Source organism: Pseudomonas sp. MPB03, assembly GCF_046605385.1.
Classification (GTDB): domain Bacteria; phylum Pseudomonadota; class Gammaproteobacteria; order Pseudomonadales; family Pseudomonadaceae; genus Aquipseudomonas; species Aquipseudomonas zanjanensis.
In genome coordinates this window covers 2,141,636-2,161,419 of record NZ_CP176770.1, presented here as the reverse complement: position 1 = coordinate 2,161,419, position 19,784 = coordinate 2,141,636, and the positions used below count along the sequence as shown (strand labels likewise).

Below are 19,784 nucleotides of genomic sequence, written 5' to 3'. Positions count from 1 at the left end.
CGCTCCAGCAACGAAACGCCGTATCCAATGGCGGGTCTACTTCACACAAAACCAACCGGTTGCACCGGTATTCAGAGATGATCAGCTATGCTTGACCGGCGAAGGGAAACGTAAGTGGTTCATCACTCCATGGACATCCGATTCACCCAACGGCTTTCCTATAAGCAGGCCCGCCTGACCGTCCTGGTGGGCTTCGTGCTGGGCACTTTGCTCAGCCTGATGCAGATCGGCATCGATTATGCCAGCGAAGACGCGTCGATCAACCGTGAAATCCTGTCGTTGCTGGAAATCAGCCACAACCCGGCCTCGCGCATCGCCTACAACATCGACGCCGAACTCGCCCAGGAGCTGTCCATGGGCCTGTTGCGCTCACCGGCCATCATCGGGGCCGAGCTGATCGACAACAACAATACCGTGCTGGCCAGCGTCAAGCGGCCCGAGCTGCAAAGCAGCTACCGGTTCATCAGCGACTTCCTGTTCGGCGCCCAGCGTCAGTTCGAGGACCGGCTCTACCTGGATCATTTGCCCGGCGAATCCCTGGGCATACTGCGACTGGACGTCGACACCTATGCGTTCGGCAGCCGTTTCCTGCGCCGCGCCGAGGTCACCTTGCTCAACGGTTTCGCCCGCAGCCTGATCCTGACCGGGCTGCTGCTGGCGCTGTTCTACGTGATGCTGACCAAGCCCCTGGTGCGGGTCATTCGCGAGTTGAGCAGCCGCGATCCAAGCAGCAACGAACAGAACCGCCTGGAATGCCCTTCCGGCCACCAGTCCGATGAAATCGGCGTGCTGGTGTCCGTCGCCAACCAGCAGTTCGAAAATATCTCCACGGAAATTCAACAACGGCGCACGGCCGAAAATCGCCTCACTGAATACCTGGCGCAGCTGGAGAACATCGTCTCGGCACGCACCGCCGAACTCAAGGCCATCAACGCCCGCCTCAGCCAGTCCAACGAGGAATTGGAGGTAGCCCGGCGCACGGCCCTGGACATGGCCGAAGCCCGCTCCGTGTTCCTCGCCAACATGAGCCATGAGATCCGCACGCCGCTCAACGGCCTGCTGGGGATGATCGCCCTGTCCCTGGACGGTCCCCTGACGGCCGAGCAACAGCAGCAGCTCTCGATTGCCCATGACTCGGGCAAGGTACTGGTCGAACTGCTCAACGACATCCTTGACCTGTCGAAATTCGACGCCGGTCAACTGGAACTCGAACGCATCCCGTTCGACCTCGGCGCCCTGGTGGAGGACACCGCCAACCTGCTTTCCCAGAACGCGGCCCCCAGTGTCGAACTGGCTTGCCTGATCGAGCCGCAGTTCCCGGCACAAGTCATCGGCGACCCGACCCGGGTGCGCCAGATCGTCAGCAACCTGCTGTCCAACGCATTGAAGTTCACGCGCTTTGGCCGGGTCGACGTCAAGTTGAGCCATTACGAAGGCGGCGTGCGAATCGAAGTCTGCGACACCGGTATCGGTATTCCCCAGGAGGCCCAAGCGCGGATCCTGCAACCGTTCACCCAGGCCGGGGCCGGGATTACCCGTCAGTTTGGCGGCACCGGGCTGGGCCTGGCATTGACCTACAACCTCTGCGAAGCCATGCAGGGCCGATTGACGATCAGTTCCGAAGCCGGCTTCGGCAGTCAGTTCTGTGCAGAGCTGCCGCTGCCCTGCCATCTTCCGGCAACGCCGGTCGAACCGCTGCACGGCAATGTCGTCGCCATCACCGCCAGCAGCAGCGGCCTGGCCGAGTTGCTAGGCATGCTACTGCCGGGATGGGGCCTGGATTATGTGCGGCGCTCCATCGATGACGGGCTGCTGGGGCTCAAGCCTGACGTGCTGATCACTGACTGCCCGGAGTGCCTGTTCAACCTGCGACCGACCTTTGATGCGCCGATCCTGCTGGTGACCGCCTATGGCAGCTTCATGCCCAGCGAAGAAGCGGCTGCCCTCGCACCGCTGATACAACAGGCCCGACCATTGGCACGCCATGCGCTGTACCAGATCCTGCGACGCGCCATGCAAAACGAGGCGACCATCATCAACGAGGCACAGATCGAAACCCTGGTGCCGTCCAGGCGCGGACAGGTATTGCTGGTGGAGGACAATCCGGTTAACCAACTGGTGGCCAAGGGCATGTTGGTCAAGTTGGGCTGTGAAGTCACCGTCGCGGCCCACGGCGTCGAAGCCCTGGATCAACTGGAACAGCGGGTGTTCGACCTGGTGTTGATGGACTGCAACATGCCAGTGATGGACGGTTACGAAGCCAGCCGGCAGATTCGCCGCAGCGGGCGCTGGTCGGACCTGCCGATCGTTGCACTGACGGCCAACGCGATGCCCGAGGAACGTGAGCGCTGCCGGGCGGCCGGCATGAACGATTACCTGTCCAAGCCGTTCCGCCGCGAAGAACTGGCGGCCGTGCTGGACCAGTGGGTGCCCACTACGTCAGCGCTTTGATCTGGCCCAGCAAATGATCGAGACCGTCTCGCAACGCGCCCAGGCGGTCCAGATCGACACCGCTGTCGCACAACAGGCGGGCCTTGAGCGGGCCGACCTGCTCGCGCAAGGCCCGCCCCGCAGCCGACAGGCTCAAGTGCACCTCCCGCTCGTCCCGGGCTGAACGCTGGCGCTGGACCAGGTCCAACTGCTCCAGGCGCTTGAGCAGCGGCGTCAGCGTGCCGGAATCCAGCAGCAAACGCTCACCCAGGGCCTTGACCGTCGGCTGTGGTGGGGCCGTGTCCTGCCACTCCCACAACACCAGCATCGCCAGGTATTGCGGATAGGTCAGGCCAAGTTGATCGAGCATCGGCTTGTAGCCACGGATCACCGCACGGGAAGCGGCGTACAGCTTGAAGCACAACTGGCTGTCGAGCTTCAACGAATCGGCTGACAGATCATTCATTTGAGCAGTGCTTCGATCTCGCCGGTCAGGTCCTGGGGTTTGGTGGTCGGGGCAAAACGCTTGACCACCTGACCGTCCTTGCCGATCAGGAACTTGGTGAAATTCCACTTGATGCCTTTGGACCCCAGCACGCCAGGGGCTCGCTGCTTAAGCTGGACGAACAGCGGATGGGCGTTGGCACCGTTGACTTCGATTTTCTTGAACAGGGGAAAACTCACGCCGAAATTCAGTTCGCAGAACTCGGTGATCGCCCCTTCATTGCCCGGCTCTTGCTTGCCGAACTGGTTGCAGGGAAAGCCCAGCACCACCAGGCCTTGGTCCTTGTAGGTCTGCCACAACGCCTCCAGCCCTTTGTACTGCGGGGTAAATCCGCACTGGCTGGCCGTGTTGACCACCAGCACAGCCTTGCCGGCGAAATCAGCGAGGGTCTTTTGCTCACCCTTGATGGTGGTGCACGGGATGCTCAGCAGGTTGTCGCTCATGGCAAGACTCCGGATTGGAAGAAGAGGACGAAGAAGATAGCGAGCAATTAAATTGTATGCAATCTAATTGTTCGCCCCACGGCCTTGAGAACCTACGGGACTCTGTGGCGAGGGAGCTTGCTCCCGCTCGGCGGCGCAGCCGTCGTAAACCGGCCGACACGGTCTTTCTGAAAAATCGCGCCAAGCCGTTTTGGGGCGGCTGCGCCACCCAGCGGGAGCAAGCTCCCTCGCCACAGGGGAGTTGTGATGAACAGTCCCTAGCGAGGGACCAGGTCCAGGCACACCGAATTGATGCAGTACCGCAGCCCCGTAGGCGGCGGGCCGTCGGGGAAGACATGGCCCAGGTGGGCATCGCATTGGGCGCAGACCACCTCGGTGCGGATCATGCCGTGGCTGGCGTCCCTTACCTCTACCACCGCGCTGCCTTCGATCGGCGCGTAGAAACTCGGCCAGCCACAGCCCGAATCGAATTTGGTCTGCGAATCGAACAACGGCTCGTTGCAGCAGATGCAGTGGTACACACCGTCAGTCTTGGTGGCGTTGTATTTGCCGGAGAACGGCCGCTCGGTGCCCTTCAACCGACAGACGTTGTACTGCTCCGGGTCGAGCATGGCGCGCCATTCTTCAAGGGTTTTCTGCAACTTTTCCATCGTCCTACCTCGGCAATTGAAAAAGCCCGATCCGACGCTTTTCCGCAGATCGGGCGGCACGTATGATTGCGCCTCGTCAGACGCCAGTCTGGCAGTCACGTCATGCGCATTCAAACGGATTGTGGCGCCTATACCGCGTCAGGCCTGGGCACAGACGCAGGATCCCCAGTACGGTAGTTCACACGCCGCCTGGATCGTTCATTTTCGGGAACACATCGCCATGCAGGTCAGCAAATCGAACAAGCTCGCCAACGTCTGCTACGACATTCGCGGCCCGGTGCTCAAGCACGCCAAACGCCTGGAAGAGGAAGGCCATCGCATCCTCAAGCTGAACATCGGCAACCCGGCGCCCTTTGGTTTCGAAGCGCCCGATGAAATCCTCCAGGACGTCATCCGCAACCTGCCGACCGCCCAGGGCTACAGCGACTCCAAGGGCCTGTTCAGCGCGCGCAAGGCCGTGATGCAGTATTACCAGCAAAAGCAGGTCGAAGGGATCGGCATCGAGGACATCTACCTGGGCAACGGCGTGTCCGAGCTGATCGTGATGTCCATGCAGGCCCTGCTCAACAACGGCGACGAAGTACTGGTGCCGGCACCGGACTATCCGCTGTGGACCGCTGCCGTGAGTCTGTCCGGCGGCAACCCGGTGCATTACCTGTGCGACGAACAGGCCAACTGGTTCCCCGACCTGGCGGACATCAAGGCCAAGATCACGCCCAATACCAAGGCATTGGTGATCATCAACCCGAACAACCCGACCGGCGCCGTGTATTCCAGGGAAGTGTTGCTGGGCATGCTGGAACTGGCCCGCCAGCACAACCTGGTGGTGTTCTCCGACGAGATCTACGACAAGATCCTCTACGACGATGCCGTGCACGTGTGCACCGCATCCCTGGCGCCGGACCTGCTGTGCCTGACCTTCAACGGCCTGTCCAAATCCTATCGGGTTGCCGGTTTCCGCTCCGGCTGGATCGCCATCTCCGGGCCCAAGCACCATGCCCAGAGCTACATCGAAGGCATCGACATGCTGGCCAACATGCGCCTGTGTGCCAACGTGCCGAGCCAGCACGCGATCCAGACGGCACTGGGCGGCTACCAAAGCATCAACGACCTGGTCCTGCCCCAGGGCCGGCTGCTGGAACAACGCAATCGCACCTGGGAATTGCTCAACGACATTCCCGGCGTCAGTTGTGTCAAGCCCATGGGCGCGCTGTATGCCTTCCCACGGATCGACCCGAAGGTCTGCCCGATCCACAACGATGAAAAATTCGTCCTCGACCTGCTGCTGTCCGAGAAGCTGCTGGTGGTCCAGGGTACGGCATTCAACTGGCCGTGGCCGGACCACTTCCGCGTCGTGACCCTGCCGCGAGTCGATGACCTCGACCAGGCCATTGGCCGGATCGGCAACTTCCTCAAGTCCTACCGTCAATAAGCCGGACTGCGTGCGAGGCGTCCTCACCTCGCACGCTGTTTGATTCAGCAACATATCCGTTCGGGCCGGTTTCGTCGGGCCTTCTACACTCGGTGCAGGACGGCCAACGTGCAGCGGGGCTCAACGTTCACGGGGCGCAGGCAGCGCATTTCTTTTCCCTTGTCACTTTCAGAAAAGTCTTTCAAACATTTAGGACGGCTGTAGGACACAGTTTGAAATAGTCGGCGAGTTGAATAGCCTGCGGCAGCACCTTATATACCCCGCATAACGCTACATCTTTAGCATGAGGAGATTTTCACAACCATGATGCGCATCCTGCTGTTCTTGGCCACTAACCTGGCGGTCGTGCTGATTGCCAGCATCACCCTGAGCCTCTTCGGCTTCAACGGGTTCATGGCGGCCAATGGGGTTGACCTCAACCTCACTCAGCTGCTGATCTTCTGTGCGGTGTTCGGTTTCGCCGGTTCCCTGTTCTCGCTGTTCATCTCCAAGTGGATGGCGAAGATGAGCACCGGCACCCAGATCATCAGCCAGCCGCGCACGCGTCACGAACAATGGCTGTTGCAGACAGTCGAGCAGTTGTCCCGCGAAGCCGGTATCAAGATGCCGGAAGTCGGTATCTTCCCGGCCTACGAGGCCAACGCCTTCGCCACCGGCTGGAATAAGAACGACGCCCTGGTCGCCGTCAGCCAAGGTTTGCTCGAGCGGTTCTCGCCCGATGAAGTCAAGGCCGTGCTGGCCCACGAGATCGGCCACGTCGCCAACGGCGACATGGTGACCCTGGCGTTGATCCAGGGCGTGGTGAACACCTTCGTGATGTTCTTCGCCCGGATCATCGGTAACTTCGTCGACAAGGTGATCTTCAAGAACGAAGAAGGCCAGGGCATCGCCTACTACGTGGCGACCATCTTCGCCGAGCTGGTACTGGGCATCCTCGCCAGCGCCATCGTCATGTGGTTCTCGCGCAAACGCGAGTTCCGCGCCGACGACGCCGGTGCACGCCTGGCCGGCACCAGCGCCATGATCGGCGCCCTGCAGCGCCTGCGCGCCGAGCAAGGCCTGCCGGTGCACATGCCCGATACCCTGAATGCCTTTGGCATCAACGGTGGCATCAAGCAGGGCCTGGCTCGCATGTTCATGAGCCACCCGCCGCTGGAAGAGCGTATTGACGCACTGCGTCGTCGGGGCTGACAGGTTCGAGCGTACTGCTGTTCACTTAAAAAAACGGCGATTCTCCAGAAATGGGAAACGCCGTTTTTTTGGGTTTTACGCAGCCATTCCGGCCTTTTCTGGTCTGGTGATCATGTGTTGTTGATCAGGCCCCCATCGCGAGCAAGCTCGCTCCCACAGGGGAACTTGGGTAACCACAGGTTTTGTGTTCACAACCCATCCAATGTGGGAGCGAGCTTGCTCGCGATGGGGCCGCCTCAACCGACACATCAACGGCTGGAAATCCAATACACCCGCTCATCCAGCCGCTTCACACCCGCCTGCAAGAACTTCCAGCTCTCCCCCAACACATCCTGCTCCTGCAAGACCTCCAGCCGCCAGGCACCTCCCAGCAGCCGCTGCACCTCATCATCTCCCACGGAAAACGGTGGGCCAGGCATTTCATCCTGGTTGTAATCCAAGGTAATCAACAAGCCGACGCCGTCGGGCAAAATCTTCTGCAGATGGGCCGCGTACCGTGCCCGCATCGGCACCGGCAAGGCGATCAACGCGGCGCGGTCGTACAGCCCCGTGCAATCGGCAACATCCTGCGGGCCCAGGGCAAAGAAATCACCGCAGCGAATCTCGATATCACCGGCACGGAACACCCTGAAAACCCCCTCTTCGCTCACCACCGGCTCAAGCTGATGCTCAAGGAAAAAATCAGTGGCGGCTTTCTCCGACAGTTCCACGCCCAATACCGAATATCCTTGATGAGCGAGCCACAACAGATCCAGGCTCTTCCCACACAGCGGCACCAGCACCCGACTGCCCCGGGCCAATCCCAGTTGCGGCCAGAACCGTTGCAGGTAGGGGTTCACCTCCGGCAAGTGAAAACCGATCTGGTTCGATGACCAGCGCTTGTGCCAAAACTCGGGCTCCATGATTCACTCCAAAAAATCGATCAAAACGGGTTAAAACTTATATTAGATTTAGATCATAGACCTGACGGAAGATGACCCATCTTAACGCTCAGGAGTCCGTTCATGCTGCCCAGCCTGTTTATCTCCCATGGCTCACCGATGCTCGCCCTGGAGCCCGGCGCCAGCGGCCCGGCGCTGGCCAGCCTTGCCGCTCAATTGCCCAAGCCCAAGGCCATCGTCATCGTCTCCGCCCACTGGGAAAGCAATGACCTGCTGGTCAGCGCCAACCCGCAACCGCGTACCTGGCACGACTTCGGTGGTTTTCCACCGGCGCTGTATGAAGTGCAATACCCCGCGCCAGGCAATCCTCAACTGGCGACGCGAGTAGCAGACATGCTCAACACAGCCCACCTGCCGGCCCGCCTCGACCCTCAACGGCCCTCCGACCATGGCGTCTGGGTGCCATTGTCGTTGATGTACCCCGACGCCGACATTCCGGTGGTACAGGTTTCCCTGCCTAGTCGCCAGGGGCCAGTGTTACAGACCCAGGTGGGCCAGGCCTTGGCGAGCCTGCGCCACGAAGGCGTCTTGCTGATCGGCTCCGGCAGCATCACCCATAACCTGCGCGACCTGGACTGGAATGCCGGCCCTGACAGTATCGAGCCCTGGGCCAAGGCCTTTCGCGATTGGATGGTCGAGCAACTGACGGCCAACGACGAAACCGCGTTGCACGACTACCGCCGCCAGGCGCCCAATGCCGTGCGCAGCCATCCCAGCGACGAGCACTTGCTGCCGCTGTATTTTGCCCGGGGTGCGGGTGGGAAATTCAGTGTTGCCCATGGGGGGTTCACCATGGGGACGCTGGGGATGGACATTTATCGGTTCGACTGATTGACCGAGTCGCTTCCATCGCGAGCAAGCTCGCTCCCACAGGGGATTTGTGAGCACCGAAAATTCATTGTGGGAGCGAGCTTGCTCGCGATGGCGCCCACGCCACCTTCCTGAAGGAACACCAAACGACAGGCGAAAAAAATCCCCGAACCAGTCGGGGATTCTTCATGTTCGATCAATCAGCCCGAGAGCCGATCAATCTTCGCGGTAGCGACGCAGCTTGAGCTGCTTGCCAGCCACGCGGGTGTCTTTCAACTTGGTCAGCAACTTCTCCAGACCATCTTCCGGCAGCTCTACCAGGCTGAAGCTGTCACGCACCTGGATGCGACCGATCGCTTCGCGGGCCAGGCCACCTTCGTTGAGGATGGCACCCAGCAGGTTCTTGGCGGCGATGCCGTCACGGGCACCCAGCGCAGTACGGCAGCGCGCACGACCTTCGGCCAGCGGGATCGGTGCACGACGCTCGCGATCACCACGGTCCGGACGATCACCGGTGCGCTCAGGACGATCGCCACGCGGTGCGTTGTTCGGCACCAGGGGACGTTCTTTCTCGATTGCAGCCAGGTTCAGCGCTTGGCCATTGGTGGCCTTGCGCAGCAGTGCTGCGGCCAGGGCGCGTGGGGTGCAACCGATGTCGGCGGTCAGGCGATCAAGCAGATCACCGTGGGTCGATTCGGCGTCAGCCACCAGTGGCGACAGGCTGTTGGTCAGTTTCTTGATGCGGGCATCGAGAACGGCCTGGGCGTCCGGCAGGCGAACTTCAGCCACCTTCTGGCCAGTCACACGCTCGATCACTTGCAGCATGCGGCGCTCACGCGGGGTGACCAGCAGCAGCGCACGGCCTTCGCGACCGGCACGGCCGGTACGGCCGATACGGTGAACGTAGGACTCAGGATCGTACGGCATGTCCACGTTGAATACGTGGGTGATGCGCGGAACGTCCAGGCCACGGGCCGCGACGTCGGTCGCCACAACGATGTCCAGGCGGCCATCCTTGAGGGAGTCGATCACGCGCTCACGCTGGTTCTGGGCAATGTCACCGTTCAGCGCGGCGGCTTTGTAGCCTTTGGCTTCCAGGGCGCTGGCCAGGTCCAGGGTCGCTTGCTTGGTGCGTACGAACATGATCAGGGCGTCGAAGTCTTCCACTTCCAGCAAGCTGAGGACGGCGGACGTCTTCTGGTCAGCGTGAACCAGCAGGTGAGCCTGTTCGATCGCGGTGACGGTCTGGGTCTTGGTCTGGATCTTCACGTGTTGCGGATCGCGCAGGTGGCGCTCGGCAATGGCACGGATCGATTGCGGCAGGGTGGCCGAGAACAATACGGTCTGGCGAGTCGCTGGCAGGGCCTTGAAGATGACTTCCAGGTCATCCATGAAGCCCAGCTTGAGCATTTCGTCGGCTTCGTCGAGAACCAGGTGGTTCACGGTAGCCAGGACTTTTTCGTCACGACGCAGGTGGTCGCACAGACGACCCGGGGTGGCGACAACGATTTGCGCGCCGTTACGGATGGCTTTCAGTTGTGGGCCCATCGGGGCGCCGCCGTAAACGGCCACAACGGTAACGCCAGGCATTTGCTTGGAGTAGGTTTCGAAAGCGGTTGCTACTTGCAGCGCCAACTCACGGGTTGGCGCCAGGATCAGGGCTTGCGGTTCGCGCTTGGCAGGATCGATGCGATGCAGGATCGGCAGGGCGAACGCAGCGGTTTTACCCGTACCGGTTTGCGCCTGGCCAATCATGTCGTGGCCGGCCATGATGATCGGGATCGATTGCTGCTGAATCGCCGAAGGTTCTTCGTAGCCGGTCGCAGTGACGGCAGCAAGAATGTTCGGGTTGAGATTAAAAGCGGCGAAGCCGCCGGTTTCCTGGGTCATGGGTCTGCCTCTAAGTGCATCCGCAAAGACCCATGCTCCAAAGCTGCGCATGCCGTGTTGAGACTCAAGAGTCGCCCTGGCTGCTTTGTCGGCGGGGATTTGCGAAAACGAATGAATGGAAAAAGAACGTCGTGGAAGCATCCGTTGTGCGGACATGCAACCGAAGCTGACTTCGGAGAATTGCGCTACCTTGACGCGGCCCGGCTAAAGGCCGGCGCGCACTATACCGGAATTCGCCCAAAAAGGGAGCTTTTTTTATTGCCAAACCCCGCTATGGGGCTTGCTGTCCCAGGCCCGGGGACAGCCGGCTAAAACGGTTCACCTCCAGACGCCTCCGCCCTTGTGGCGAGGGAGCTTGCTCCCGCTGGGTCGCGAAGCGGCCCCCTTCAATTTCAGAGATCAACCCAGGCGTCTGCTTGGCAGCCGAGCGGGAGCAAGTTCCCTGGCCACAGGGGAACTCACCGGCCATAGGATTCCTGGCTTTGATCAGGTCGCCGGGCGAATGGCCTTGATCAACGACTGCAACGAATAGCCCAATCGCGGCGCCAACCCTTCGGCCCTGGCCACCAGCCCTTGCATATCCAGTTCCTGATCCAGGTCCGCCGGCACGATCAGGATCACGTTGCCCTCTTTCACCGGCAGCTCCCAATAATGCCGGTGGTACAAACCACGCAACAGCGCCGCGCCCAACGGCTTGCCGTCGTCGGTAGCCCATTGGTTGATCACCAGCCAGCCGCCGGGGTTGAGGCGTTTCTGGCAGTTTTCCAGGAACCGCCAGGCCAAGTGCCCGACGCCTGGGCCGACATCGGTGTAGAGGTCGACGAAGATCAGGTCCGCCGGCTCCGCCGTTTCAAGCAATTCCAAGGCATCGCCAACGCGGATATACAGTCGCGGATCGTCGTCCAGCCCCAGGTATTCGATGGCCAGGCGCGGCACATCGGGGCGCAGCTCAATGGCTTCGACATCTTCCAGCGGCAGGAACTTGAGGCAGGCCTGGGTCAGCGTACCGGCGCCGAGCCCCAGGAACAGCGCACTTTCCGGCTGCTCGTGACACAACGCACCGATGAGCATGGCGCGGGTGTAGTCGTATTCAAGCCAGCTGGGATCGGCCGTGAACACGCAGCTCTGCTCGATGGCATCGCCAAACTCGAGAAACCGGTAATCGGCCACTTCGAATACGCGGATCATGCCGAACTCGTCGTGCACCTCGGCGAGCAAATGCTCGACGCGCTCCTCAGTCATGTCATCTCCTGATGTTGCCGGCGGGTAGGGGCCTGCGCATTCGGGGCAAAGGCGCGATTGTCCGCGAAGCAAGCGGAACAGGTCACGCACTAATTTGCTGATAACATGAGCGCCCGAGCGTAAACCACCTAGAGATCATGATGAGCCAACCCTGGAGCCCTGACAGCTGGCGCGCCCTGCCGATCCAGCAGCAACCCCGCTACCCCGACGCCGCGCACCTGTTGCAGGTGGAGCAGACCCTGGCCAGTTATCCGCCACTGGTGTTTGCCGGTGAAGCCCGGGAGTTGCGCCGTCAGTTCGCCGAGGTGACCCAGGGCCGGGCGTTCCTGCTGCAAGGCGGCGACTGCGCCGAAAGCTTCGCCGAATTCTCGGCGGCCAAGATCCGCGACACCTTCAAGGTGCTGCTGCAGATGGCGATCGTCATGACGTTTGCCGCCGGTTGCCCGGTGGTCAAGGTCGGGCGGATGGCCGGGCAGTTCGCCAAGCCGCGCTCGGCCAACGACGAAACCATCGACGGCGTGACCCTGCCGGCCTATCGCGGCGACATCGTCAACGGCATCGGTTTCGACGAAAAAAGCCGCGTCCCGGACCCGGAGCGGTTGTTGCAGTCCTATCACCAGTCCACCGCCACCTTGAACCTGCTGCGGGCGTTCGCCCAGGGCGGTTTTGCCGATTTGCACCAAGTACACAAGTGGAACCTGGATTTCATCGCCAATTCAGCCCTGGCGGAAAAATACAGCCACTTGGCCGACCGCATCGACGAAACCCTGGCATTCATGCGTGCCTGCGGCATGGACAGCTCGCCGCAACTGCGCGAAACCAGTTTCTTCACCGCCCACGAAGCACTGCTGCTCAACTACGAAGAAGCCTTCGTGCGCCGTGACAGCCTGACCAACGATTATTACGACTGCTCCGCCCACATGCTGTGGATCGGCGACCGTACCCGTCAGTTGGACGGCGCCCATGTCGAATTCCTGCGCGGGGTGAACAATCCGATCGGGGTCAAGGTCGGCCCGAGCATGGACCCGGACGACCTGATCCGCCTGATTGACGTGCTCAATCCGGACAACGACCCCGGCCGGCTGAACCTGATCGCCCGGATGGGCGCCAACAAGGTCGGCGAACACTTGCCGCCACTGTTGCGCGCCGTGCAGCGTGAAGGCAAGCAGGTGCTGTGGAGCTCCGACCCGATGCACGGCAATACCATCAAGGCCAGCAGTGGCTACAAGACCCGGGACTTCGCGCAGATCCTCGGTGAAGTGAAGCAGTTCTTCCAGGTCCACGAAGCCGAAGGCACCTACGCCGGCGGGATTCACATCGAAATGACCGGGCAAAACGTCACCGAATGCATCGGCGGCGCGCGGCCGATTACCGAAGACGGGCTGTCAGACCGCTACCACACCCACTGCGACCCGCGGATGAATGCCGATCAGTCGCTGGAACTGGCGTTTTTGATTGCCGAGACGTTGAAACAGGTTCGGCGCTAGGTTCTTCTTCGGCGGTTAGACTGCTATCGCGAGCAAGCTCGCTCCCACATGGGATCGGCGGTGAACACAAGACTTGTGGTCACCCGAGATCCCTTGTGGGAGCGAGCTTGCTCGCGATGACGCCCGCTCAGTCACCATCAATCTGTGCCAATGCCACCGCCAACCGCACCCCACCCTCTCGCCGGCAATTGAGCTGAACCCGCTCCAGCCCCAACCACCGGGCCATGCGCCACAGGCTCAGTGCAAGAGCCTGCATCCCCTCCTCGTCCAGCCCCGGCGCCTCCTCGTGCACGGCATGCACCGCCAACTGTCCCAAGGCCCGCTCCGCCCGCAGATCGACCCGGGCGGCAATTCGTTCGTTGTGCAGAAATGGCAGGACGTAATAGCCATACACCCGCTTTTGCACCGGTGTGTAGATCTCCAACCGATAGCGAAAGTCGAACAACCGCTCGGTACGACCGCGCTCCCAGACCAGCGAATCGAACGGCGACAGCAAGGCACTGGCGGCAACTTTGCGAGGGATTTTCACCGCGGGTCGGCACCAGGCCGGTTGCTTCCAGCCTTGCACCTGGCAGCGCAGCAGTTCCCCAGCCTCCTCCAACTCGGCCAGGCGCCCGCGACTGTCGGCCGGGTCGAGGCGAAAGTAGTCGCGCAAGTCTTTCTCGGTCGCGATGCCCAGGGCTTCGGCGGCATGTACCAGCAAGGCGCGCTGGGCCTGGGCTTCGTCCGGCAGCGGTTGCTGCAGGATCGAAGCCGGCAATACCCGTTCGGGTAAGTCATAGAGCCGCTCGAACCCACGCCGCCCGGCTACCGTGACTTCGCCTGCCGCGAACAACCATTCCAACGCATGCTTCTCAGCGCTCCAGTCCCACCACGGCCCGGCCTTTTCCTGGCGTGTGGACAGACTGCCTGCGCCAAGAGCGCCCTGCTCCTGGACCGCCGCCAGGACGCGGCGGATGACATCCTGGCGTTCCTGGCCGAAACGCGCCAATTGCTGGTAGATCCCTTCGCCACCCGACGCCCGATTCATGCGCCAGCGCATCAGCGGATACATCGACATCGGCAATAGCGAGGCCTCATGGCCCCAGTATTCGAACAGCGTGCGACGTCGGCCCTGGCTCCAGGCAGCTTGATCGAGCAAATCGCGATTGTAGTGACCGAGGCGAGAAAACAGCGGGAGGTAATGCGAGCGCACCAACGCATTGACGGAGTCGATCTGCAGGACGCCGAGGCGTTCGATCAGGCGGTTGAGGCGCGAGGGTTGCACCGAAGCTGGCGACGACCGCCCATCGAATCCTTGGGCGGCCAACGCCAGACGCCGGGCCTGTTTGAGGGTAAAGGACACAGTCGCGGGCATGTAGATCTCCTTGTCTGCTCGCAACCTACCTCACCAATAAGGGGTTTGTGTAGGAAAGGATGGCTCATTTGTGCATTGGGTCATCCCAGAATGGCCGAACCACTTCCTGCTCTACATCGGCACGACTCACGCCAATGTCCTTGAGCGCCTCGTCGCTCATGCCGGCCAGCAACTCACGTTCGTGGTGCAATTCGTACCAGCGACTAACCTTATGCAGCAGAGCACTGACCGAGAAGCCGTGGGAGAGTTTGTCTATCAGTAGATAACCTTTTTGACCTTTCATCGTGATGTCCTCCGTTGGGGATGGCTCAAGTCTCGCGCTAACGCTAAGATCAATCCAACGAATGTTTCTTATGCAATACATCTCGGAGATTGATCAATTGTCGAGTTACCCGAGCATCGATACGGAAGTGCTGCGCACCTTTGTCGCCATCGCCGACCAGGGCGGTTTCACCCGGGCCGGGGAATTGGTCAATCGCACTCAGTCTGCCGTGAGCATGCAGATGAAGCGGCTGGAAGAAGACGTGTTGCAGCGACGACTGTTCGAGCGTGACGGGCGCCAGGTCAAGCTCACCGCCGAAGGCCAGGTGCTGCTGGGTTATGCCCGGCGGATCCTCAAGCTGCACAGCGAGGTGTTCAATACCCTGCGCGAACCGCACATGGTCGGTACGGTGCGCATCGGCACGCCGGACGATTACGTGATGCGCTTCCTGCCAGGCATCCTGCAACGCTTCGCCCAGTTCTACCCTTTGATCGAAATCGAAGTGCACTGCGAATCGTCCAAGCAGTTACTGCTGCGCCAGGACCTGGACCTGTCCATCGTCACCCGTAAACCGGGGGACGAGATCGGCCAGTTGCTACGCAAGGAGCGCTTTGTCTGGGCCGAAGCCGCCTGTTTCAACGTCCACGAACAAACACCGCTGCCGCTGGCGATGTTCAACAGCGATTGTTTCTGCCGGCAATGGGCGTGCAACGCATTGGATGCCATGGGCCGCGATTATCGCGTGGCGTACAACAGCTCGAGCCTGTCGGCGCTCATGGCGGTGGTGGGGGCCGGCCTGGCAATCACGGCGCAGCTGGAAAGCCTGCTGACCCCGGACATGCGCGTACTCGGCGAGGCCGAAGACCTGCCGGAACTGCCCGAGGCCAGCATCATGTTGATCCGCAACCTGCACAACCCGTCGCCGATCACCGAGTGCCTGGCCGAACACATCGTCGAAGGTTTCAAACTTTAAAGGCGAGCAGCACCGCGCACAGCACCAGGAAACCGCAGAACAGCCCGCGCAACAGCCGCTCCGGCAGCGCGTGGGCGACTTTCACTCCCCAACTGATGCTCAGCAGGCCACCGATGGCCAGCGGCAGGCCGATGCTCCAGTCCACTTCGTGGTGAAACGCATACGTGGCGAGGGTCACGCCAGTACTGGGCAAGGCCAGCGCCAGGGACAAGCCTTGGGCAACCACCTGGGTGGTGCCAAAAATGCTGGTCAGGATCGGCGTGGCGACCACGGCCCCACCGACACCGAACAGACCGCCCATGGTGCCGGATGCGGCCCCCAGCACGGCGAGCCATGGCCAGCCATGACGCATCTGCGCCGATGCCGGTGCAGTGGCGGCGAACATGCGGACCAGATTGTAGAGAGCCAGCGCGATGAGGAACGCTACGAAACCGATCCGCATGCGGTCCGCGTCGATCCCCACGGCCCAGATCGAGCCGAGCCAGGCAAAGCAGAAACCCATGGAAGCCAACGGCAGGACATGGCGCAACTCGATGCGATTGCGCTGGTGATAGCGCCACAACGCAAGCATGACGTTGGGCACCACCATGACCAGCGCCGTACCTTGGGCCAGTTGCTGGTCGAGGCCGAACCAGACGCCCAGTACCGGAATGGCAATCAGGCCGCCACCGATCCCGAACAATCCTCCCAAGGTGCCCAAAACGGCACCAAACAGCAAAAACTGCACAAATTCGAACAAGACGATTCCCCTTTCCTTAGGGCGCATATCCTACGCAGTCGGCGGCAGCGGGGAAACGGGACATCTGATCAGGTCGTCAGAATTATCTGGCGCATTAAAGATTTGCCCGCTAGATTCATAACGATCACTGATTTGAAGGTTTGGCCATGAACACCCTGCGCGACACCCCCGAAGCCTGCGAAGCCCTGCTGCTCGACAACCAGGTCTGCTTCGCCCTGCACTCCACGTCACTGCTGATGACCAAAGTCTATAAACCGCTGCTACAGGCCTTGGGCCTGACCTACCCGCAATACTTGGCGATGATGGTGCTGTGGGAAAAGGACGGATTGACCGTCGGTGAAATCAGCACACGCTTGCTGACCGACCCCGGCTCGTTGACGCCATTGCTCAAGCGCCTGGAGGCCGAAGGCCTGTTGAGCCGCACCCGCAGCCGTGAGGACGAACGCGTGGTGATTGTCGAACTCACCGAACAGGGCCGTGCCCTGCGGGAAAAAGCCCTCGACATCCCCCAATGCATCCTCGCCGCCAGCGGCCAGACCCTGGAGCAGCTGAAGAAGCTACAGCTTGACCTGCAGGCGCTGCGCGGGCATTTGCAAGACAGCCTCTAAAAACACCGCTAACCCCCTGTGGGAGCGAGCTTGCTCGCGAAAGCGGCGGCACATTCAACATCCGCTGTTCAGATCCACCGCTATCGCGAGCAAGCTCGCTCCCACAGGGGTTTTGTGTCGGACATGAATTTTGTGTTCACCGCAGATCCAATGTGGGAGCGAGCCTGCTCGCGAAAGCGGCGGCATATCCAACATCCTCTGTGCGGATCCACCGCTATCGCGAGCAAGCTCCCACAGGGGTTTTGTGTCGGACATGAATTTTGTGTTCACCGCAGATCCAGTGTGGGAGCAAGCTTGCTCGCGATAGCGGCAGCCCTGTCTACCCTGCCCTCCTCAAAAAATTTTTACGCTCAATAATCGCTCTAGCTAAAGGCTTTCAGACTTTTTCAGATCGCCAATTCCATCTCGCCTCGAAAATTTATCTTGCGCACAAAATATTAGCGTTATACATTATCTCCACACCTACTTAGCGCGCAAACATTTAGCGCAAATACCTACCCAGAAACGAGGCGATCATCATGCAAACTCTCTACACCGCAATCGCAACTTCCACTGGCGGCCGTGACGGTCGTGCGATCTCCAGCGACAACATCCTCGACGTCAAACTCGCCACACCCAAGGAGCTCGGCGGTGCAGGCGGTGCGGCTACCAACCCTGAGCAGCTGTTCGCCGCCGGCTATTCGGCCTGCTTCATCGGCGCCTTGAAATTCGTGGCTGGCCAAAGCAAACGCAAGATCCCGGACGACGCCTCGATCACCGCCCATGTCGGTATTGGCCAGATCCCCGGCGGTTTCGGCCTCGACATCGACCTGCACATCAGCCTGCCGGGCCTGGACCAAGCCGACGCACAAAGCCTGGTGGACGCGGCTCACCAAGTCTGCCCGTACTCCAACGCCACCCGCGGCAACGTCGATGTGCGCCTGCATGTCGCCGTCTGACCATAGCCCCCTGGACCCGAACTTAAGGAGATACACATGAACACGCTCAGCAAAGTCTTGACCGGTACTCTTCTCGCCCTCAGCGTCAGCAGCGCCTTCGCCGACGGCATCGTCGAACACAACACCCAGGCGTTTCTCGACGCTCTGAATGCCGGCACCGGCAAGCCCTTGGAGCAACTGTCGCCCAAGGACGCCCGCGCCGTATTGGTGGGTGCCCAGGCGGGAGTCAAACTGACCTTGCCCAAGGCCGATGTCAGCGAGAAGACCATCCAGGTCGATGGCCAGCCGATCAGCCTGACCATCGTTCGCCCAGCCGGGGTCAAGGGTGAGTTGCCCGTGTTCATGTTCTTCCACGGTGGTGGCTGGGTATTGGGCGACTTCCCGACCCATGAACGACTGGTTCGGGATCTGGTGGCGGGTTCGGGTGCTGTCGCGGTATTCGTCAACTACACGCCCTCACCCGAGGCGCATTATCCAGTGGCGATCAACCAGGCCTATGCGGCGACGAAGTGGGTCGCCGAGCATGGCAAGCAAATCAATGTCGATGGCAAGCGCCTGGCCGTGGTGGGCAACAGCGTCGGCGGCAACATGGCGGCGGTCGTAGCCTTGATGGCGAAGGACAAAGGCACACCGGCGATCCGCTTCCAGGCATTGCTGTGGCCGGTGACCGACGCCAGCTTCGAGACGGCGTCCTACAACCAATTCGCCGAAGGACACTTCCTCAGCAAAAACATGATGAAGTGGTTCTGGGACAACTACACCACCGATGCCGGGCAACGCGGCGAGATCTATGCCTCGCCATTGCGGGCAACCACCGCGCAACTCAAGGGCCTGCCGCCCGCGCTGGTACAGACCGCCGAGGCTGACGTGTTGCGCGACGAAGGTGAAGCGTACGCTCGCAAGCTGGACGCGGCCGGTGTCCCGGTCACAGCTGTACGGTACAACGGCATGATCCACGACTATGGCTTGCTCAACGTGGTCAGCCAGGTGCCGGCGGTGCGTTCGGCGATGTTGCAGGTGTCCGAAGAGCTCAAGCAGCACTTGAAGTAATTGCACGCCGAAGCTGAAGTGACTGCACGCCGAAGCTTTTGTGGCGAGGGAGCTTGCTCCCGCTCGGCTGCGCAGCAGTCGTCATCGGGTCAATGCGGTATGACTGAATGACCGAGTTGCCTGGGTTGGGGCTGCTACGCAGCCCAGCGGGAGCAAGCTCCCTCGCCACAGGGGCCGGGTCGAAATAAAGATATAAAAAAGCCCGACTCAATGGTCGGGCTTTTTTATACAGAAGGCTTCGCTTATTTAGCGCGGCCTTTGTAGGAACCGCCTTCGCGGGTATCGATCTCGATCATGTCGCCGATTTCGATGAAGTCAGCAACCGACAGCTCGGTGCCGTTCTTCAGTTTGGCAGGCTTCATCACCTTGCCGGACGTGTCACCGCGAGCGGAGCCTTCGGTGTAGTCAACCTGACGCACGATGGTGGTCGGCAGCTCTACGGAAACCAGGCGCTCTTCGAAGAACACGGCTTCGCAGACGTCGGTCATGCCTTCTTCGATGAACGGCAGAACGCTTTCGATGTCTTCGGCGTTCAGCTCGTACATGGTGTAGTCAGTGGTATCCATGAACGTGTAGGTGTCGCCGCTGATGAAGGACAGGGTCGCTTCCTTGCGGTCGAGGATCACGTCGTCCAGTTTGTCGTCGGCGCTGTAGACGATCTCGGTCTTGTAACCGGTCAGCAGGTTCTTCAGCTTGGTCTTCATGATCGCGCTGTTACGACCCGACTTGGTGAACTCAGCTTTCTGAACCAGCCAAGGATCGTTTTCGAGACGGATCACGGTCCCGGGTTTCAGTTCTTTACCAGTTTTCATTGCGAATATCCGAATTTGGATGGG

General features: G+C 60.9%; 19 protein-coding genes. 9 read left to right on the top strand and 10 right to left on the bottom strand.

Going from position 1 to position 19,784, the window contains the following annotated elements:
- The first annotated feature begins 129 nt into the window (after nucleotides 1–129).
- A complete protein-coding gene (locus ACLH0I_RS09570; RefSeq protein ID WP_411386884.1) occupies nucleotides 130–2,451 on the top strand; it encodes a response regulator in 2,322 nt (773 codons plus the stop codon).
- Here the strand turns inward: ACLH0I_RS09570 and ACLH0I_RS09565 are convergent.
- The 3 genes from ACLH0I_RS09565 to msrB all read right to left on the bottom strand — a co-directional run bounded on the left by ACLH0I_RS09565 (nucleotide 2,435) and on the right by msrB (nucleotide 4,028).
- Nucleotides 2,435–2,896 (bottom strand): MarR family winged helix-turn-helix transcriptional regulator, encoded by a 462-nt coding sequence (locus ACLH0I_RS09565; protein WP_072408019.1) that lies wholly within the window; start codon nucleotides 2,894–2,896, stop codon nucleotides 2,435–2,437. The two genes, ACLH0I_RS09570 and ACLH0I_RS09565, sit on opposite strands and share 17 nt — an antisense overlap.
- Complete coding sequence (locus ACLH0I_RS09560) at nucleotides 2,893–3,378, bottom strand: glutathione peroxidase (RefSeq protein WP_003199416.1); 486 nt, start codon at nucleotides 3,376–3,378, stop codon at nucleotides 2,893–2,895. Before ACLH0I_RS09560 ends, ACLH0I_RS09565 begins: the two co-directional genes overlap by 4 nt.
- Before the next feature lie 257 nt (nucleotides 3,379–3,635).
- Nucleotides 3,636–4,028, bottom strand: coding sequence for a peptide-methionine (R)-S-oxide reductase MsrB (gene msrB, locus ACLH0I_RS09555; RefSeq protein WP_250962357.1), 393 nt, complete (start codon nucleotides 4,026–4,028; stop codon nucleotides 3,636–3,638).
- A gap of 220 nt (nucleotides 4,029–4,248) precedes the next feature.
- Here msrB and ACLH0I_RS09550 point away from each other — a divergent pair, with 220 nt between their 5' ends.
- Both ACLH0I_RS09550 and htpX read left to right on the top strand, forming a co-directional pair.
- Nucleotides 4,249–5,460, top strand: a complete 1,212-nt coding sequence (locus tag ACLH0I_RS09550; protein ID WP_018603142.1) for a pyridoxal phosphate-dependent aminotransferase — start codon at nucleotides 4,249–4,251, stop codon at nucleotides 5,458–5,460.
- 303 nt (nucleotides 5,461–5,763) lie between these two features.
- Nucleotides 5,764–6,651: a protease HtpX gene (gene htpX / locus ACLH0I_RS09545; protein ID WP_186705346.1), complete on the top strand. Its 888-nt coding sequence runs from the start codon at nucleotides 5,764–5,766 to the stop codon at nucleotides 6,649–6,651.
- 248 nt (nucleotides 6,652–6,899) lie between these two features.
- Here the strand turns inward: htpX and ACLH0I_RS09540 are convergent, their stop codons facing one another.
- Complete coding sequence (locus ACLH0I_RS09540) at nucleotides 6,900–7,553, bottom strand: thiopurine S-methyltransferase (RefSeq protein WP_411386883.1); 654 nt, start codon at nucleotides 7,551–7,553, stop codon at nucleotides 6,900–6,902.
- Between the two features lie 102 nt (nucleotides 7,554–7,655).
- Here ACLH0I_RS09540 and ACLH0I_RS09535 point away from each other — a divergent pair, with 102 nt between their 5' ends.
- Nucleotides 7,656–8,423: a DODA-type extradiol aromatic ring-opening family dioxygenase gene (locus tag ACLH0I_RS09535; RefSeq protein ID WP_411386882.1), complete on the top strand. Its 768-nt coding sequence runs from the start codon at nucleotides 7,656–7,658 to the stop codon at nucleotides 8,421–8,423.
- A 195-nt stretch (nucleotides 8,424–8,618) separates the two neighbouring features.
- Here the strand turns inward: ACLH0I_RS09535 and ACLH0I_RS09530 are convergent, their stop codons facing one another.
- Complete coding sequence (locus ACLH0I_RS09530) at nucleotides 8,619–10,292, bottom strand: DEAD/DEAH box helicase (RefSeq protein WP_014337279.1); 1,674 nt, start codon at nucleotides 10,290–10,292, stop codon at nucleotides 8,619–8,621.
- Nucleotides 10,293–10,778: 486 nt separating this feature from the next.
- Nucleotides 10,779–11,534 (bottom strand): spermidine synthase, encoded by a 756-nt coding sequence (locus tag ACLH0I_RS09525; protein ID WP_186705349.1) that lies wholly within the window; start codon nucleotides 11,532–11,534, stop codon nucleotides 10,779–10,781.
- Nucleotides 11,535–11,674: 140 nt separating this feature from the next.
- On the opposite strand from ACLH0I_RS09525, the gene ACLH0I_RS09520 reads away from it, so the two are divergent.
- Nucleotides 11,675–13,021 (top strand): class II 3-deoxy-7-phosphoheptulonate synthase, encoded by a 1,347-nt coding sequence (locus ACLH0I_RS09520; RefSeq protein WP_053183144.1) that lies wholly within the window; start codon nucleotides 11,675–11,677, stop codon nucleotides 13,019–13,021.
- 127 nt (nucleotides 13,022–13,148) lie between these two features.
- Here ACLH0I_RS09520 and ACLH0I_RS09515 read toward each other — a convergent pair whose 3' ends face one another.
- Nucleotides 13,149–14,378 (bottom strand): winged helix-turn-helix domain-containing protein, encoded by a 1,230-nt coding sequence (locus ACLH0I_RS09515; protein ID WP_411386881.1) that lies wholly within the window; start codon nucleotides 14,376–14,378, stop codon nucleotides 13,149–13,151.
- A 64-nt stretch (nucleotides 14,379–14,442) separates the two neighbouring features.
- Entirely contained in the window at nucleotides 14,443–14,661 is a 219-nt protein-coding gene (locus tag ACLH0I_RS09510; protein ID WP_039588913.1) for a DUF1127 domain-containing protein, read from the bottom strand.
- A gap of 97 nt (nucleotides 14,662–14,758) precedes the next feature.
- On the opposite strand from ACLH0I_RS09510, the gene ACLH0I_RS09505 reads away from it, so the two are divergent.
- On the top strand, nucleotides 14,759–15,613 hold the full coding sequence (locus tag ACLH0I_RS09505) for a LysR substrate-binding domain-containing protein (RefSeq protein ID WP_027912697.1): 855 nt from the start codon (nucleotides 14,759–14,761) through the stop codon (nucleotides 15,611–15,613).
- Here ACLH0I_RS09505 and ACLH0I_RS09500 read toward each other — a convergent pair.
- Nucleotides 15,603–16,379: a sulfite exporter TauE/SafE family protein gene (locus ACLH0I_RS09500; RefSeq protein ID WP_411386880.1), complete on the bottom strand. Its 777-nt coding sequence runs from the start codon at nucleotides 16,377–16,379 to the stop codon at nucleotides 15,603–15,605. The two genes, ACLH0I_RS09505 and ACLH0I_RS09500, sit on opposite strands and share 11 nt — an antisense overlap.
- A 119-nt stretch (nucleotides 16,380–16,498) precedes the next feature.
- On the opposite strand from ACLH0I_RS09500, the gene ACLH0I_RS09495 reads away from it, so the two are divergent.
- From ACLH0I_RS09495 to ACLH0I_RS09485, 3 genes are all read left to right on the top strand, one after another.
- On the top strand, nucleotides 16,499–16,960 hold the full coding sequence (locus ACLH0I_RS09495) for a MarR family winged helix-turn-helix transcriptional regulator (protein ID WP_053120491.1): 462 nt from the start codon (nucleotides 16,499–16,501) through the stop codon (nucleotides 16,958–16,960).
- Between the two features lie 518 nt (nucleotides 16,961–17,478).
- Nucleotides 17,479–17,898, top strand: coding sequence for an organic hydroperoxide resistance protein (locus tag ACLH0I_RS09490; protein ID WP_186728124.1), 420 nt, complete (start codon nucleotides 17,479–17,481; stop codon nucleotides 17,896–17,898).
- 36 nt (nucleotides 17,899–17,934) lie between these two features.
- Nucleotides 17,935–18,948: an alpha/beta hydrolase gene (locus ACLH0I_RS09485; RefSeq protein ID WP_250962364.1), complete on the top strand. Its 1,014-nt coding sequence runs from the start codon at nucleotides 17,935–17,937 to the stop codon at nucleotides 18,946–18,948.
- A 242-nt stretch (nucleotides 18,949–19,190) separates the two neighbouring features.
- On the opposite strand, the gene ACLH0I_RS09480 is transcribed toward ACLH0I_RS09485, so the two are convergent.
- The gene (locus ACLH0I_RS09480) at nucleotides 19,191–19,760 is read right to left on the bottom strand and encodes an elongation factor P (RefSeq protein ID WP_003199385.1); all 570 of its coding nucleotides are present in this window, start codon (nucleotides 19,758–19,760) and stop codon (nucleotides 19,191–19,193) included.
- Between the last annotated feature and the right edge of the window lie 24 nt (nucleotides 19,761–19,784).